The 16,109-nt window shown below is 41.9% G+C and carries 14 protein-coding genes, 2 pseudogenes and 1 CRISPR repeat array; of the genes and pseudogenes, 6 read left to right on the forward strand and 10 right to left on the reverse strand.

From position 1 onward, the window contains the following. Positions 1-51 precede the first annotated feature (51 nt). A complete protein-coding gene (locus AAY47_RS08570) occupies positions 52-450 on the reverse strand; it encodes a bleomycin resistance protein (protein ID WP_047768890.1) in 399 nt (132 codons plus the stop codon). 242 nt (positions 451-692) lie between these two features. Then, positions 693-953, reverse strand: a complete 261-nt coding sequence (locus AAY47_RS08575) for a transposase (protein WP_047768843.1) — start codon at positions 951-953, stop codon at positions 693-695. A 661-nt stretch (positions 954-1,614) separates the two neighbouring features. On the opposite strand from AAY47_RS08575, the gene AAY47_RS21680 reads away from it, so the two are divergent. The 4 genes from AAY47_RS21680 to gntU all read left to right on the forward strand — a co-directional run bounded on the left by AAY47_RS21680 (position 1,615) and on the right by gntU (position 5,696). Continuing rightward, a complete protein-coding gene (locus AAY47_RS21680; protein ID WP_152669789.1) occupies positions 1,615-1,722 on the forward strand; it encodes a hypothetical protein in 108 nt (35 codons plus the stop codon). An 18-nt stretch (positions 1,723-1,740) separates the two neighbouring features. Beyond that, positions 1,741-2,136: direct repeats of the CRISPR family, unit length 29 nt; unit sequence CGGTTTATCCCCGTACTCACGGGGAACAC. A 452-nt stretch (positions 2,137-2,588) separates the two neighbouring features. Continuing rightward, positions 2,589-3,584 (forward strand): gluconate operon transcriptional repressor GntR, encoded by a 996-nt coding sequence (gene gntR, locus AAY47_RS08585; RefSeq protein WP_047768845.1) that lies wholly within the window; start codon positions 2,589-2,591, stop codon positions 3,582-3,584. Between the two features lie 220 nt (positions 3,585-3,804). Beyond that, positions 3,805-4,362 carry a gluconokinase gene (gene gntK / locus AAY47_RS08590; protein WP_047768847.1) on the forward strand — a complete coding sequence of 186 codons (558 nt, stop codon included), beginning with the start codon at positions 3,805-3,807 and terminating at the stop codon, positions 4,360-4,362. Continuing rightward, positions 4,359-5,696 (forward strand): gluconate transporter, encoded by a 1,338-nt coding sequence (gene gntU / locus AAY47_RS08595; RefSeq protein WP_047768849.1) that lies wholly within the window; start codon positions 4,359-4,361, stop codon positions 5,694-5,696. The genes gntK and gntU overlap by 4 nt, the downstream gene beginning before the upstream one ends. Positions 5,697-5,832: 136 nt before the next feature. On the opposite strand, the gene AAY47_RS08600 is transcribed toward gntU, so the two are convergent. From AAY47_RS08600 to AAY47_RS08625, 5 genes are all read right to left on the reverse strand, one after another. Next, positions 5,833-7,044: an SGNH/GDSL hydrolase family protein gene (locus AAY47_RS08600; RefSeq protein WP_047768851.1), complete on the reverse strand. Its 1,212-nt coding sequence runs from the start codon at positions 7,042-7,044 to the stop codon at positions 5,833-5,835. Further along, positions 7,031-8,167 (reverse strand): DUF459 domain-containing protein, encoded by a 1,137-nt coding sequence (locus AAY47_RS08605; RefSeq protein WP_047768853.1) that lies wholly within the window; start codon positions 8,165-8,167, stop codon positions 7,031-7,033. Before AAY47_RS08605 ends, AAY47_RS08600 begins: the two co-directional genes overlap by 14 nt. Continuing rightward, complete coding sequence (locus AAY47_RS08610; RefSeq protein ID WP_047768855.1) at positions 8,154-9,575, reverse strand: MBOAT family O-acyltransferase; 1,422 nt, start codon at positions 9,573-9,575, stop codon at positions 8,154-8,156. Before AAY47_RS08610 ends, AAY47_RS08605 begins: the two co-directional genes overlap by 14 nt. Before the next feature lie 263 nt (positions 9,576-9,838). Further along, positions 9,839-10,612: a protein bax gene (locus tag AAY47_RS08615; RefSeq protein WP_047768857.1), complete on the reverse strand. Its 774-nt coding sequence runs from the start codon at positions 10,610-10,612 to the stop codon at positions 9,839-9,841. Positions 10,613-11,249: 637 nt separating this feature from the next. Continuing rightward, entirely contained in the window at positions 11,250-11,582 is a 333-nt protein-coding gene (locus AAY47_RS08625) for a DUF3761 domain-containing protein (protein WP_047768861.1), read from the reverse strand. A 134-nt stretch (positions 11,583-11,716) separates the two neighbouring features. Here AAY47_RS08625 and AAY47_RS08630 point away from each other — a divergent pair, with 134 nt between their 5' ends. Next, entirely contained in the window at positions 11,717-12,463 is a 747-nt protein-coding gene (locus tag AAY47_RS08630; RefSeq protein ID WP_047768866.1) for an SDR family oxidoreductase, read from the forward strand. A 128-nt stretch (positions 12,464-12,591) separates the two neighbouring features. Here AAY47_RS08630 and AAY47_RS08635 read toward each other — a convergent pair whose 3' ends face one another. From AAY47_RS08635 to AAY47_RS20575, 3 genes and pseudogenes are all read right to left on the reverse strand, one after another. Beyond that, positions 12,592-12,942, reverse strand: coding sequence for a SymE family type I addiction module toxin (locus AAY47_RS08635; RefSeq protein WP_047768868.1), 351 nt, complete (start codon positions 12,940-12,942; stop codon positions 12,592-12,594). Positions 12,943-13,945: 1,003 nt separating this feature from the next. Next, positions 13,946-14,952: pseudogene (locus AAY47_RS08640) on the reverse strand (IS110 family transposase). A gap of 133 nt (positions 14,953-15,085) precedes the next feature. After that, a pseudogene (locus AAY47_RS20575) lies at positions 15,086-15,352 on the reverse strand (phenylacetic acid degradation operon negative regulatory protein PaaX); the annotation flags it as partial. Positions 15,353-15,677: 325 nt separating this feature from the next. Here AAY47_RS20575 and AAY47_RS08650 point away from each other — a divergent pair. Beyond that, positions 15,678-16,067 carry a cysteine peptidase family C39 domain-containing protein gene (locus AAY47_RS08650; RefSeq protein ID WP_047768879.1) on the forward strand — a complete coding sequence of 130 codons (390 nt, stop codon included), beginning with the start codon at positions 15,678-15,680 and terminating at the stop codon, positions 16,065-16,067. The last annotated feature ends 42 nt before the right edge of the window (positions 16,068-16,109 follow it).

Below are 16,109 nucleotides of genomic sequence, written 5' to 3' on the forward strand. Positions count from 1 at the left end.
TGCTCTCATAAGTAAATAAAATTATAACCTGCCTATATTAATGGTTTGTCATTAATCTTCTGTGTTTTCTATATATTGACTAAATCGAAGTAAATAGCCATCTGGATCTTGAACGAGAAATTCCCTCTGACAGATTGTGGTATCACCTATGCAGTAATCATTATCTTCCAGTGGTCGATAAAGTTCTATTTCGTTAATTTTCAGATTTTCCATGATTGGCATAATGTCATCGACTTCAATTTGAAAATTAATACCGCGCCCTAATGGATTATTGAGTTCTCCGGTATTCCAACCATTGTCATGAAATACTTCCAGCATTAATTGTGCTTCACCTAATCCTAAATAAACAAAATCGGGATTTTCTCGACGAATTAATATTTCGAAACCCAATATTTTTTGATAGAAATCAAGTGAAGCCGCAAAATTGGTCACAGTAAGTTCTGGCACCATACGATTCCAGTAAGTTATTTCTGTTACATTGTTAGCAATCAAAGTGTTTTCCTGGGTGATTATATTATTTTAAAATAGCGAATTGCTTAAAAAATTAGCTAAATCAACTCTGTTAACAACGGATTTGGAGAATTTACCCTATATTATGTTATCACTAACATTCTATCTTATATGGAATATTGATCACATTTAAAATCACATGAGAAGGTAATGATGAAAATTTCATCTCATCTCGCTATGAATTAGATTTTTATGATAGTTTTTATAGTAAATTGTAATCCTTCGTGAATATTTTTTTCTGATGGTGTTTTATCTCTATATATCAGTGTTTGTTCATTTTGTAGGTGCTGAATTTTTATTTGTGTCAGCGCTTCTTTGCGCCATCTAATCAGGGTGCTTTTAGAGATTCCCTCTGATTTGGCCAGAGAGGAAATACTGATGTTGTAGGGCGGTAGCATTTTTTTTTGCATGGCTCGTTTTTTTTCAGGTGAATATCGTTTCAAATTTTGTCTCCTATGAGAATTTTTATGTGGAATATTTTAAAAGTGTAGAGTGAGTTTGTGGAAAGGCAAATTTTTTTTCAATTTCAAACAAAAGGAAAGAAGAAAAACTTCTAAAAATTAGGCTGCTTGGGTTATCATTTATTCACACCTGTTAGTGTGTAGATTAGATATCCAGATAGATATTTATCCCCGTATCTACGGGGAACATAAGTTGTGATCAAATAAAAGTAAAAATAAAAACGGTTTATCCCCGTATTCACGGGGAAAAGTATTCATATCACTAAACTGTGGACATTTCTATTTTTCATCTTTTCTTAAGACAAATACATTCCTGATTGTTATCTTCACTATGCTTGCCGGAAGCAGTGATTTGAAGTGTAGCAAATCACCATCATTACGTCTCTATTGTGTTTATGATGATGGGCATGACTGCTGTTGTTATTCGCCAATCTGGTGGAGATAATATTGTTAGCATACCGAAAGCCATTGTGAAAAACCTTCAATCTGCATACGGGTTCAAAGCTTGATTTGTCCATTCAAGATAACAAAATTGTGCTTACACCAATCGAAGAAGAGTTAACGTTGGAATCACTGTTAGCCGGAAGTCCTAAAGAATATTTTACGGTAGAAACGCCGCCCTGCGTTTGTGATCTCTCGAAAGATGTTTAACGAGCATACCGGATTTGCTGTTGTGGTTCCCACTACCAGTACCGTGAGGGGAATGATGCTAGAAGTTGTCTTACCCGAAGAATTATCGACCCAGGGGTAATTCTTATCCATCAAGTTCCGGTTTATCCCCGTACTCACGGGGAACACTGGTGCAATTCCAGTTTTTTTCTGCCCCCAACCGGTTTATCCCCGTACTCACGGGGAACACCAGTCTTTTTCTTCCCTGATAATGGTTAAAATCGGTTTATCCCCGTACTCACGGGGAACACGAGAAGCGAAGCCATGTTCCGGGCAATAGTCACCGGTTTATCCCCGTACTCACGGGGAACACATCCCGCAACAGTTTGATGATATTTTGCGATGCGGTTTATCCCCGTACTCACGGGGAACACTTGGTTGTCATAAAGTGGGATTTGCTCGGTTGCGGTTTATCCCCGTACTCACGGGGAACACACGGCAACATCGATCTGGCTGATTTGCGTGAAAAATTTATCCCCGTACTTACGGGGAACACACTCTAATTTTATCCATATGTTTTATAACATCTTTTTAGGGCGGAAAAATTCTACCATTTTTTTAGTCTATAAAGTCAGTCAAATTTTCGCTTTCATTCTGCTGTTTTACTATCTGTAATTCAGATCACATTTCATCCATATTTTTAATTCTTACTTACCAATTTATAAGATTTCCATCACAGAAATCGCAAAATAACCTGTTGGCCTTAATGCAACAACAAAAAGAGTCAGGGTGTGAAAACTATTGTGTTATGCGGTGGGGATGTTACCAGCATGTTGGAAGATTTATTCAAGCGCGTGTAATCCATCACAATTTCAGCAATTACTGATAAATAAGATGCGAGTAGATTGGCATTTTTCACTAGAAAGCGTGTTGTGATGCTGTATAAATATGTTAAAACCGCGAGTTATTCCTCTGTACCTATCAATAACTGATTGCATTACATTGAAAATGAAGAAAAAACGACCAGCTTTACAAGATGTTGCCGACCTCGTTGGCGTCACAAAAATGACGGTCAGCCGTTTTTTACGTAATCCCGATCAGGTTTCTGACGCGTTGGGAAAACGAATCGCGGAAGCTGTGGAGCAACTAGGTTATATCCCTAACCGTGTACCCGATATTCTTTCCAATTCGACCAGTCGTGCAATAGGTGTTTTGCTTCCTTCATTGACCAATCAGGTCTTCGCCGAAGTCATTCGCGGTATTGAGCATGTGACTGATCGCAACGGATATCAGACTATGCTTGCCCACTATGGTTATTCTGCCCAGAAAGAAGAAGAACGTTTACTCTCCCTGCTTGCCTATAATATTGATGGCCTGATTCTGGCGGAACGCACACATACCTCCAAAACGTTAAAGGTGTTGCAAACAGTAGGCATACCCGTAGTTGAATTGATGGACAGTGTATCGCCTTGCCTTGATATTGCAGTAGGGATCGATAATTTAGCAGCGGCTCGTCAGATGACGATGGCGATGATCGAACGCGGCTGCAAAAACATTATTTATCTCGGTGCCCGGCAGGATGAACGAACGCTGATCCGTTTGCAAGGGTTTGAAATGGCGATGTTCAGCGCCGGGCTTCAACCAAGAAAAATGATGACACCCGTCAGCTCTTCCTATTCATTAGGCGCACAGCTTTTGCAGGAATCCTGCCAGAAATATCCTGAAATTGATGGCCTGTTTTGTACGAATGATGATATCGCTATCGGGGCGATTTTTGAGTGCCAGCGACAGGGGATCAAAATACCGGAAGAAATTGCGATAGCGGGCTTTCATGGTCATGATGTCGGCCAGGTAATGACACCCAGGCTTGCCAGCGTGCTGACTCCTCGTAACTTAATGGGACGCAAGGCAGCAGAATCCTTGCTTGCTCGTCTGAGTGGGGAAACGCTGGAACAAACTCTGATCGATGTTGGGTTTACCCTTTCACTGGGGGAAAGTGTTTAATTTTTGTAGCTCAAAATGATGCTTTCCCATTTTCAATTGCGATAAGCCTCACATTTTCCTTTTTTGATGGTTCTGATTGATTGCCTATCATCCAGCTCCACTGCTAATGTTACCGGCAATTAGTTACCGGTAACATTTGATGGTTACTATTCCACTGCTAATTTTTTATTATAAATCAAATGGATATCTGATCGGTAAGATCTGTGTAAAGGAGTTTGATATGAGTGATACCCAACAGCCAAACCACGTTTTTGTATTGATGGGGGTATCCGGCAGCGGTAAATCTGCGGTTGCCAGTGGTGTTGCCCGTGAACTAGGGGCTGCGTTTCTGGATGGGGACTTTCTTCATCCCCGAGCCAATATTACAAAAATGGCACAGGGTCATGCCTTGAATGATGATGATCGTCGGCCGTGGTTGATGGCACTCAATGATGCCATTTTTGCCATGCAGCGCACCAACCCTATCTCCCTGCTCGTGTGTTCTGCCTTGAAAAAAAACTATCGGGATATGTTACGTGATGGCAACAAAAACCTGTCATTTCTTTATATGAAAGGGGATCTTGGCTTAATCGAAAGCCGCCTGAAAGCCCGCAAGGGGCATTTCTTCAAACCGCAAATGCTCATCTCGCAATTTGAGACACTGGAAGAGCCGACCAGTGATGAAAAGGATGTCCATCACATTGATATCAAACCTGATCTTGATGAAGTCATCAAAAATGTGATTAAAGCCATTGACCATATCCACGCCATTAACCGTATTAGTGAGGGATGTTCATGAGTACTGTAACTCTGGTTCTGACAGCCGTCGGCTCTGTTCTCCTATTATTGTTTTTGGTGATGAAAGCCAGGTTACATGCTTTTATTGCCTTGATGCTGGTTTCCGTGGGGGCAGGGATTTTTTCTGGTATGCCACTGGAGAAAATCACTCAGACAATGCAAGACGGTATGGCAGGTACTTTGGGCTTTCTTGCCGTTGTTGTCGCCCTTGGCGCAATGTTTGGCAAGATCCTGCATGAAACGGGTGCCCTTGACCAGATTGCCGTGAAATTGCTGGGGAGTTTTGGTGAAAAGCGGGCTAACTATGCATTGGGTGTGGCCGGGCTTGTCTGTGCGTTGCCACTGTTTTTCGATGTGGCGGTTGTGTTGTTGATTGGTGTGGCATTCGCCGTTGCGCGTCGTACCAATGGCAATGTTGTGAAACTGGCGCTGCCATTGTTTGCAGGTGTTGCGGCGGCGGCGGCGTTTTTGGTCCCGGGACCAACGCCGATGATGCTGGCTTCCCAGATGGGCGCCGATTTTGGTTGGATGATCCTGATTGGCCTGAGCGCCGCCGTTCCGGGCATGTTATTGGCTGGCCCGATATACGGTAACTTTATCAGTAAATATGTGACACTGGATTTACCCAAAGATCTGGGCACACCAAGCATTGGCAAAAGCCAGATGCCTTCCTTTGCTTTCAGCCTGGCATTGGTTTTGTTCCCCTTAATATTGGTGGGCTTGAAAACCATTGGTGCACGTTTTGTTGATCAGCAATCAGCGCTATATCATTGGCTGGAATTTCTTGGCCATCCTTTCACTGCAATTTTGCTTGCTTGTCTGGTGGCGATTTACGGGTTGGCGATCCGTCGTGGTATGAGTAAAGAGAAAGTCATGGAGGTCTGCTCTGCGGCGATCCAACCTGCGGGAATTATTTTGCTGGTGACAGGTGCAGGGGGGGTATTCAAACAAGTGCTGGTGGACTCCGGTGTTGGGCCGGCATTGGGCGATGCGTTGGTCGGTGCTGGCCTGCCAATCGCGCTGGCGTGTTTTATTTTGTCAGGTGCGGTGCGTGTGATTCAGGGTTCGGCAACGGTCGCGTGTTTGACCACGGTAGGGCTGGTTCTGCCCGTGATTGGCGAACTGGGTTATTCCGGTGTGCAAATGGCGGCGTTGTCAGTATGTATCGCCGGTGGCTCTTTGGTACTTAGCCATGTGAACGATTCTGGTTTCTGGTTGTTTGGAAAGTTTACTGGTGCGACAGAAGCGCAAACCCTAAAAACCTGGACGATAATGGAAACGATTCTCGGCACAACCGGCGCGATGGTTGGCATGATCTATTTCGCTATGTTGTGATGAAGCCTTTTTAAGCGATTTTTAATGGCACCTTATCCATCATAAGGTGCTGTTATCCACGGTTGTTATTTATTCATTTTGGCACTTTTAAAAGCGTTATTTAAAGACTTTTACGACTTGCATATAGGAACTTTTATTATTCAACCAACCCCATAAACTGCTTATAAAGCGCTTCGGCACTGCGTTCATAACCGGTTGCGGAGAGGTGAATGTAATCAGGACGAGCGAGGTTTTGCTGTTCCCATCCTCTGATAGAACATGACCCACCCATATATTCCCGCCAATCCCAAAACAGGGTGCGCTGTTGTCTGGCAACGGTTTGTTGAATCTGAATCACATGATCAAGTAAGGCAGGTTGCTGTTTTTCACAGCTTGCTGCGGTTTTGTTTTTCAGCAAATCATTCGGCCCAATCAGCAGGATAACGGTTTGCGGCATGGTTTTGCGGATTTCTTGGATTTTAGCGGTCAAATCTTGCTGATAAGCCACCAAATCCAGTGAATCATTAAAGGCTTCATTGGTGCCATAGGCGAGAATAACCATATCCGGGTTTATCTGCGCCAACGTATCAATCCATTGCGGTTGCCATTTATCCAGTATATTAATGGTAGCGCCGTTAATCCCCAATGCAGATAATATAACGCCGGGATTTTGACGTTTTATCAGCCAACCGCCAATTTTCAATTGTGTATCCTGTGGATAGAGATTGATGGGGAAGCTCATGCTCTGTCCTGGCGAGAAATGCCATTCACTTTGTGTTGCGGGTAACTTTATGGTGGTAAATGGCGTTCTGATTTGAGTCGCTGTATGGGATTGATAGAGTGCACTCAGCCAGTATTTGCCACGAGCAGAGGAAGATTTGAGTTGTATCGTACTACTGGTACTTTCGGGAATAGCGATAAATCCCCCCAGTGGATAATCCGCCCGATTTTCCCTGCGGCTGCTTGAAAGCCACCAACCGGTTTTATTATCCTCAGAAAATTGTATTAAGGCGTTACGCTGGCCGGGAATGCTCATTGGGGGGATAAAACCCGGCCCTGCGTCGCCATAATGATTCTGTAATAAACTGCGCAACTTACCGGTAAAGAAATCGGCAGCCGTGTGTGAATCACCTAATTGTACAAAATGGAGTTGGCGGGTATCGCTGTGACGTAATTTATCTGTTAATAGCGCGAAATTGGGATCATCAAAATTCGTCAATTGTTGTTGACGGTGTATGTGTGTTGTCTGGCGTTCCGATGCCGGCTGAGATTTTTCCCCCTTGCACGATAATAGGCTGATTGAGAGCGCGATAGCCAGCACTGTGCCTACTATCCGATAACATCCACGGAACATGTTAAATGGTTGCATTTTCTTTAACTGGCTCCTGAATAAATGTGATCAATGAAAATAGATAATCCGCAATGGTTTGTTGCCCTTTCAAACTGAAATGAATACCGTCTCCGCTGCGGAGTTTGATGGTGCTGCTGCCATCGCCAATATAATCTGAATAATTATCTGACTGATATTTGAACATGTCATTAACCGCAACATAGATCTCGCCCTTTTTTTCTACCTCAGTTTGATACAATTTATTGAGGTAAGACATACCGCTGGAAAGTTTTTTCTGGCGCATATTCGGTGGCCCAACCCAAATAACATTAGCTTGATGTTGGCGCACGTCATTTAAGATAGTTTCAATTCGTTGGCGATAAAGGTCTTCCCAGTTTTCACTGGCGAATTTCAAATAAGGCCCTCCGTGTCCTGAGGGCATATTCCACGGGTCATTTGGGCCTAAAAATATCACGACCAACTTAATATCAGGGTGGGTTCTCAACGCATCGCTAATCGTTTTTGGCCAATCAAAGAAACCGGGATAAGACAATCCTGTACTTTGTTTACTTAAGTTAATGCTGGAAATGCCATATTGCTGAAACAACCGACGTTTTAAATGTGGGGCGACGCCCTGCATCATTGAATCACCGGCAAATAACACCTTATCTTTTATGCCCAGATTAACATGGGTTTTCTGGGTAATTTCAATAACCGGATTTTCTACTGAACTCTTTGGCGGTAAAGAAGACTGAACGAGTTTAATATTTTTGTTCAGTAGCTCAGGAAAGGAGAAAGAGAGATTTTCGATAGGATACACGTAACCTCCCAGAAAGCGCAAGCCAACCTGAAAATCAGGGGGAAATACGGTCTGCCTGTTATCAATATTCATGGCTGATGACGGGTTATCCTGATGTTTTCCCTGTGCATATGCCATAAAAGTTTTACTGGCAGCAATGGCTCCTTGCTGCACATTATTCCCCAAATCCCACCACAGTTCCCCTTTGAGAGATGTCCAGGGACTATTACGGTGATATTTCTGTTGCCAGAAATTATCTAATGAACCTTGATTGAGCCAAATTAACATTAAGCTGGTTAATGCCACGGTACAAATTGCTTGTCCGACTTTTTTCAGATTAGATGTAAATTCAGAAGTTAGCATAGATAAATCCCGGCATTCCTGAAGGTGACAAAATAAAGACTAAAGTAAGGATCAGGGCTAAGGGAATTGGGTAATAAACCCAGGAAATCAGGCCATGATTTTTTTCAATTTTGTTTCTGAAATTTACCAGCCAAGGATAGATAATAAAGAATCCCCAGAAAACCATTAATAGAGAACTGCTGGATAACAGGGATATAAATGTTTCGCCAGCGAACAGTTGATTTAATACCGCCAGCGCATCATTAAATGTCGGGCTACGGAAAAATATCCAGGCGAAGCAGACAAAATGGAATGTCACCACACGGGATAAAAATAATGTCATTGGGTTTCTGGCTTGTGGCTCCCTCTGTTTCCTGGAAACAGGGAGCAGGGCATTTTTAATATTTTGCAGAATTAATCCTAATCCATGAATAGCCCCCCAGATAATAAAACTAAGACCAGCCCCGTGCCATAGGCCAGAAATCACCATAGCGGTGAATATATTCAGGTTCTTGCGGAATACGCCTTTTTTGTTACCACCTAATGGAATGTAGACATAATCACGGATGAATGTTGATAGGCTGATATGCCAGCGTCGCCAAAATACCTGTAAGTTTTCAGCCAGATAAGGGGCATCAAAATTGCGTGGTACTTTGTAGCCTAATAGCAGGGCGATACCTGTGACAAGGTCGGTATAGCCGGAAAAGTTAAAGTAGATATTCCAGGCATAAGCATAAATTGCCACGAGGACTTGCCCGGCATGATGGCTAATCGGGTCTTCAAAAACGGGATTCACCAGATACTCAGAGAGCGTAGAACTGAGCAAAAAGAGTTTTACGATAGCGAGAGCAATCAATAATAGCGCCTTTAAGGGTTCCAGAATCATTCTGGATGCGACCTGAATCTGTGGCAAAAAATCTTTGGCTCGGTTAATCGGTCCGGCGACAATGCTGGGAAAAAAGCAAAGATACAAAATGACATCCGGCAATGGCGCGGCAGGCAGCTCTTTCTTGCATACCGATACAACATAGCTGACCGAATGGAACGCATAAAATGACAAACCTAACGGTATCAGCCATTCAAGGACAGGGAGTTCCACGTTGATCCCGACATTAGCCAATGTTTGTTGAATCGACTCTTGAAAGAAAGAGTAATATTTGAAAACAGTGAAACAGCTAAGAAGCCCGAATGTCAGTAGTGTAAATATGGCCTTATTGGATAAATAACGACTAAGAATATTCGCCAAAAAGTAAATAAACAGGGTATAGGCGAATAAAATGTAGGCGAACCTGGCTGCAAAAGAGAATACAAATAAATAACTCGCTAAAATTAACACGCCATTCTGTAGCCTGGGCGCTTTTTGTAAAAGCCAATAGACAACCAGCAGAATAACAAACGATCCAAGGAACTCAAAAGAGAAGAAATTCATATTAGGCTCTGGTTAACCATTTATCATTGGGAGAAAGAATGTAATTCTGAAATGCATTATATACCAATCCAACTTCAAGAAGCGTGTTATATTTCCCCGTGCAGCGGGGAAATATAAGGCTTCGTGTCGTCTTGCGGATCGCAACTTGACGTTTATCGAGTATAGTATGGAACTTGTCGATGTTTACAGTAGATAATACAGCGACAGATTATAAAAAAAGAATCCACTTTGTCATTAATACAATGTGGATTGTTGGAAGAGTGTTATTGGATGGGCAATTCTTGCGCTTGTGAAATCAGTTCCTTGTTGCCATTAAATACGCGATGTAAATAGCGATTATAGTCAGATCCCAGTTCAGAATAACCATTGAGATTATCAATCAGCTTACTGATATTCAGCGGCTCCTGTGTTGTTCTCTGCTTTGCACGTGAAGAGCGCAGTGACTCATAAGCACGATGCGTATTCAGGTTTTTCATATAGGCAACGACGGATGCATTGATAGTAGGGTAAACTGAATAACCCTTGACTTTTCCTTTCGTTTTGCTGCAAGAGCTGCAACGCATTCCAAACAGATTATTATTTTTTTTGGCAAGTTCTGACGTTCCCCAACCCGATTCAGCCGCTGCTTGAGTGGCAACAAAATGGGTGGGAATAATATCAACCCGACTTAATAACTTATTCCAATTAAGCTGTTTTGGCGAATTACAGGTCATTTTGTAATCCACGCAGATCTTTTTCAATCGGTGACTATCCTGTACAGACCAGTGATGATTCTTTTGGTGTGCCAGGAGCCATTTGCGGTCTTGCATAATCTTTTGATTATGTTGATCAATTACAGGGACAATAATATTTAAAAACGCTTTCTTCCGAGGTGTACCTGAAGGGTATTGTCGCAAATCAGGCAAACTTACCAGCATGCTATTGTGAGAATACCCTTGCACTTTTGAGGTACTGGTCGAGGCATGGCTCAGACCGGTAAAGATTAATGAGATAAAGAAAGCGAAGACCGCACTTGTCCTCATCATTAGAGAGGGCATTGCTTCTCCTCTTTTTATTACTCTGGATAAAAATTAGACGAATATTAGCAGAGCAAACAATATATGGCTACTGATATTCGTCATTCATAAGTTTCGTTTCTGTAACGAATATTAGCACCCTACTGACAAATATCTATATTTTTTACTTTTTATAGTAAATTAATGTAATAAATAGTATGGTTTTATCTGGTAAACAGGGTTACCGATGTTATATTTTATCATGCTATATTGCTCGTTTATGTAACTTGATTTAATGCATTATCTTTATTTAACGCTATGTTATTCATTAAATATTTCTAATTTTCATTTAACTCTCGTTGGGGGTGAGTTTTTGCTTTATTGTGGTTACTGTAAATTATTTTATTGTTTATGTTTTATTATCTGTTTTTCTGGCTTATTTTAAGTTTTTTATCTGAATTTCAGTATGATAAGTTAAATTTTATGAAATATAAAAGGCAATATTTTCTTGCTCAAGAAAATATGACCATTAACACCATAATGGTGAAATTATTTCTGATTGGGGAGTCAATTTTCTCTTATTCCTCTCATGACAATTGAATAATTTAATGAAAAAGATTAACAAAGAATTAGGGAGCTGAAGCTCCCTAATTGTGCATGATGAAAAATCAACGAAACTTTACAGCCATTTAGCAATACCACCGTGGCGAGAGCAGGCTCCTTTACGGGATTTACTCTTGCTATAGCTACCATCTTTACAACGAGCCGTATTAGCGCCTTTTTTGACTGAGCTATTTCTATTTTTCTTCTTTGCTACTTTTTGGCTTTTTACTTTTTTGGTAACTTTTTTCTCTAATGAATGAGCTTTGTTTTTTGCTGATTTAACATTTTGTTCTACTGCCGTTGCTGTTTTTGAGGCGGCTTCGGCGGCGGTTGACACTGCTGGCGCTGCAAGTGTTGCACTTGAAAACAGCACCAGTAATGCTGCAACTGATAACTTCAAGCTTTTCATCATATAGTTCCTCTGATTAGAGTACTGAAACTCGAAATCTACTCTTGCAGTCTGGAGTATAGTTTTGAATGTTATGATTGCAAATTTAACATAGAGAGTAAAAAAATAACGCAAATCAAGTATGGGGTGGCATTATGAAAGAAGTAACGATCATTACTGGTGGTTCCCGTGGTATCGGTAAGGCCACGGCGATTTGTTTGGCAAAACAAGGGCACCATATCTGTATTGGCTATCGTAACCGTGAAGATAGCGCTTATGAAGTGGTGGATATGATCCGTGCCCTTGGGCAGTCAGCAATTGCGGTTCAGGTGGATATTGCGGATGAAAAGCAAGTGATAGCATTGTTCCAGAAAGCGGAAAAAGAGTTGGGGTATATTTCTGGGTTAGTGAACAATGCCGGGATCTTAAAACCTCAAGCTACCATTGAACAGTTGACGGCAGAGCGGTTAAATGAAATTTTTGCCACTAATATTACTGGCGCCTTTCTCTGTGCACGTGAAGCGGTTAAGAGAATGGCTTTGCGTCACGGTGGGCAAGGTGGCGTCATCGTCAATGTTTCATCCGCTGCCGCTCGACTGGGTTCTCCCCATGAATACGTTGATTATGCGGCATCGAAAGGGGCTATTGATACGCTGACAATTGGGTTGGCACAAGAGGTGGCTGCACAGGGGATCAGGGTAAATGTTGTTCGCCCTGGGTTCATTTATACCGAAATGCATGCCGATGGTGGAGAGCCTGGACGAGTTGAAAGAATCAAAGATTCCTTGCCTATGAAACGGGGAGGACAGCCGGAAGAAGTTGCTCAGGCCATTGCATGGCTGCTATCTGATGAATCGTCGTATGTTACAGGCAATTTCATTGACTTGGCTGGTGGTAAATAGCCCATAGAGTGCGAAATGCCGTTTAAATAAGGCGGTATTTAATATCAGATAATATAAAAGCCGGAATTCTGCCTAATATTTCTTTCCGGCTAATCAATGGAAAACTATTTTTGTAGTGACCCTTGATTTTAAGCCAATATTTCCATCAATTTAGGTTTTAGAATAATTTTGTCAGGCTGTATTTCAATGTTAATAGGTTGTTCTACTAAATTGCTGATCGTTAGCCAGTCTCCGGCAATATAAAGTTCACCATTTTCACGAATATTGTCGATTCCTTGGTATGGGTTATTTTCCATTTCGTTGATTAAACAGGCTAAATCTGCGTTAGGATCAATAAGAGAAATAATAACGCCATTGGAAAACTGTGAGATATGAAATAATTCATTTGCGGTAAATCCAGCATCGCTGAGTGCACTGCCGTTCAGTATTAATTCTGGGGTATCAATGTCAGAATAGCGAAATGAAACATGAAGGTTCATTTGTACGCTCCTTGTGTTATGGATATACGGCGATACTCTATCAGCACTTTGCCCGCACTGCACCACGAATTCATACGTGTTTTTCATCTAAATAGTATTCATTGTTAATGATCGATATCTACCCTAGCGGTTAGTTGGCTAATATGCCATCGGGAATGTCGCTCTTTGCGAAGCAACTCGCAAAAAATGACTGGATATTTATCCATTTTGAAATGCATCTTTGAAGTGAGAACAAAAAATAACTCTGTAAATAATTATGTGATTTTCTGTGTTATAAAAGGGGTGAATAAAAGGATCTTAGTCTGTGGTTTCTTTGACAGGTTATATTTTTTATCCTGTACCTATTATAAATATTGACATTATATACCAATCCAACTTCAAGATGCGTGTTATATTTTCCTGCGCAGGGAAATATAAGGACTCGCGTCGTCTTGCGGATTGCAACTTGCAGTTTATCGAGTATATGTCGTGAAAATGCTAAAGAGTTTTAAACAGGAATATTAAAATGAAACGTATTCCAACCTCTTTCCGTATTAAAATGGCAGAAATATCCGTATGATCACCTCAGATTTCCAGTGATCAATTTCAGGCTTAGGTTCAGGCTAATGAATTATATACCCCTCGTAATTTAAGATGCTTGATTTTTCATTCTTATCAGATCATGATCGTGACCATGAAAATTCATCTGACAGCAGATCAAAAGAAAGCCCTCGAATTGATGCATGATACGACTATATGAACACATCCCGTTTGCAAGACAAAAATCACGCTGACATCGACGGTAGGTTGCAGCTCTATATCCGGCCTTATTGCAGCCGATGCTGCGGGCCTCGATGTAATCCGCTGACTTGCTCCTCATTCTCGTGACGAGCTTTAAGCTCACCGAATCATTCAGGTTTAACATGTCACGGTCTTATCTGTCTTTGTCATCATTATTATTGCCTCAGCAATCTTTCTGCATTCATCCTTGTTGTTAAATGTTAAGCTTGACCAGTGAAATACCTTAATACGGCCTGACACTGACGTAATCTTTTTGATACTCACGCTCATGGGCTACCCGTGCCCAAACAGTACGAGCCAGCTTATTGGCCATGCCCGCAGACCGGGCGTCGTTTTTTCAATGCCGTCACCCACGGCAACGGGGCTTTCGTGGCTAAGGCGGCTGCCCTTGCACCGTGGATAAACAAGGTCCTCAGATAAGTATCCCCCCGTTTACTGATCCCCAATAATTTGATCCGGCCTCCCGTTCCCGTCTGTTTCGGCACTAATCCCAAATAGGAGGAAAATTCTCTACCCGACCGGAAAGCACTGGGGTCGCCCATCGTGGCGATGGCAGCAGTCGCAATCAACACGCCGATAACGGGAATTTTCATAATCCGCTGACAATCGGCATTCTGCTTTGCCCACGCCGTTAGTTGGTTTTCCACTTGTTCAATTTGTTCGTCGATTTCGGTCAAACGATGATATTGCTCTTCAAGCAGAGCAAGCAGGAACGGGGCCAGTTTTTTTCTGAGTCGTTCAAGTACCTCAGGCATGGCCTTATCCAGAGAAGCTCTGCCTTTATGCACGGTTTCACCAAATTCCAGTGCAAACCATGCAGCGCATTGATTTGTGCGGTTCTGAATTTGACTAATTGGTGGCGCATTCGGTGTAATGACAGAATGGCCTGTTGCTTTCATTTTTAATCGCGACCGATTTGCCGGGTTGCTGAACCGCCAGCCAAATGGCCCGGGCATCCTGAACATCGTTTTTATTTCCCATCCGGAACGCTTTAACAAATTTAGCCTGAAGCAAACGCACGTCATGCCCCTGCTTCCTCAGCTCCCGTGCCCAATAGTGGGCACCGCCACAAGCCTCCATACCAATCAGACAAGGTTGCCGGTTACTGAAGAACGTTAAGAAATCATTCCGCCGCAACTGTTTATCAATGACTTCACCGGTGTATTCATCAACAAAATGAATTTGCATCAGATGTTTTGCAATATCGACGCCAAAAGGAGTATATTTCATGGGTGGATCCTCCAGTCATCAGGGAGCAACAGGCTCCCACTTTTAGGCACTATAAGGCCGGAAATCTGTGAGGATCCACACCTCATCTCTCAATTCCAGCACAATGCCAAAGGCTAAGTGGTTGGGATGTGTTCATTACATTCTCGGTGATGCGATAATAACTGCGTCGCCCCAGTTTTTCTATCGTAAGCCATCCCTCTTTTTGCATGCGAAATACGGATGTCCGCAAGAAATGGTCATTGAATCCCATCGGCTACAGCAGAAAATTCAGGCTGCCAAGACAGACTTCACCTCCACGGTGGCTGAGAGCATCACCATACAGCGAGATGATCAGAGACGTTCCACTGATAGGTTGAGCATCAAGAGCATGCCGAATAAAGTCGTCAAGTTTATGTGTCATATTTTTTCGTACTCTGCACAAAAGTGTGTCATGACATTAACATAACTGTATATACCTATCATCTTTCAGGTTGCCGCTTTATTGACAGTACTCATTAATTTCACCTGCCCCTAATTGTCATTTTCAAAAGACGACTGCACATTCTGTCAGAACTTGGCTGCACTGGATTGCTGGAGTTGTATAGCCAATCGTCGAGCTGTAGTTCTGATAGGAGAGCATAAGCTCTCTATAAGATCCGACATTTTTAATGCTTAATAAAAGAAATAATACAATTGAAAGTGATTACAACTTGTGTTTATATTATTAATAATTATGGATTTTTTAAGTGTCAGACAACTTACTTGCTGGATTAGTACTTATTGCGGGGTACCATGGTGTAAATTTAGATAGTCAGATGATAAAACAGAGGTTTTGTGATGAAAATGGCAACGTTGGTGTGACTCAGTGTTTGCTGGCTGCTAAAAAAAACGCCCTTTATGCAAGAGTAGTAAAAAAGAAAATAGAACGATTGAAATATATTCAACTTCCTGCCCTCATTTTAAATAAAGATAAATCTTTTTTCATTTTATTAAGGGCAGAAGAAGATAAATTTTTAATCTACGATATAGAAAATAAAAATACGAAAGTTATTGATAAAGAAAAATTCTGTAATATTTATACGGAAGAACTACTTATGGTCTCTTCACCTAAATCACAGGGCGCGAGCATGCTTTGATGAATATTCAACCAAAGAAAACTCTTGCCCTATAATCATCAC

Source organism: Xenorhabdus griffiniae, assembly GCF_001028135.1.
In the GTDB taxonomy this organism is placed as follows: Bacteria; Pseudomonadota; Gammaproteobacteria; order Enterobacterales; family Enterobacteriaceae; genus Xenorhabdus; species Xenorhabdus bakwenae.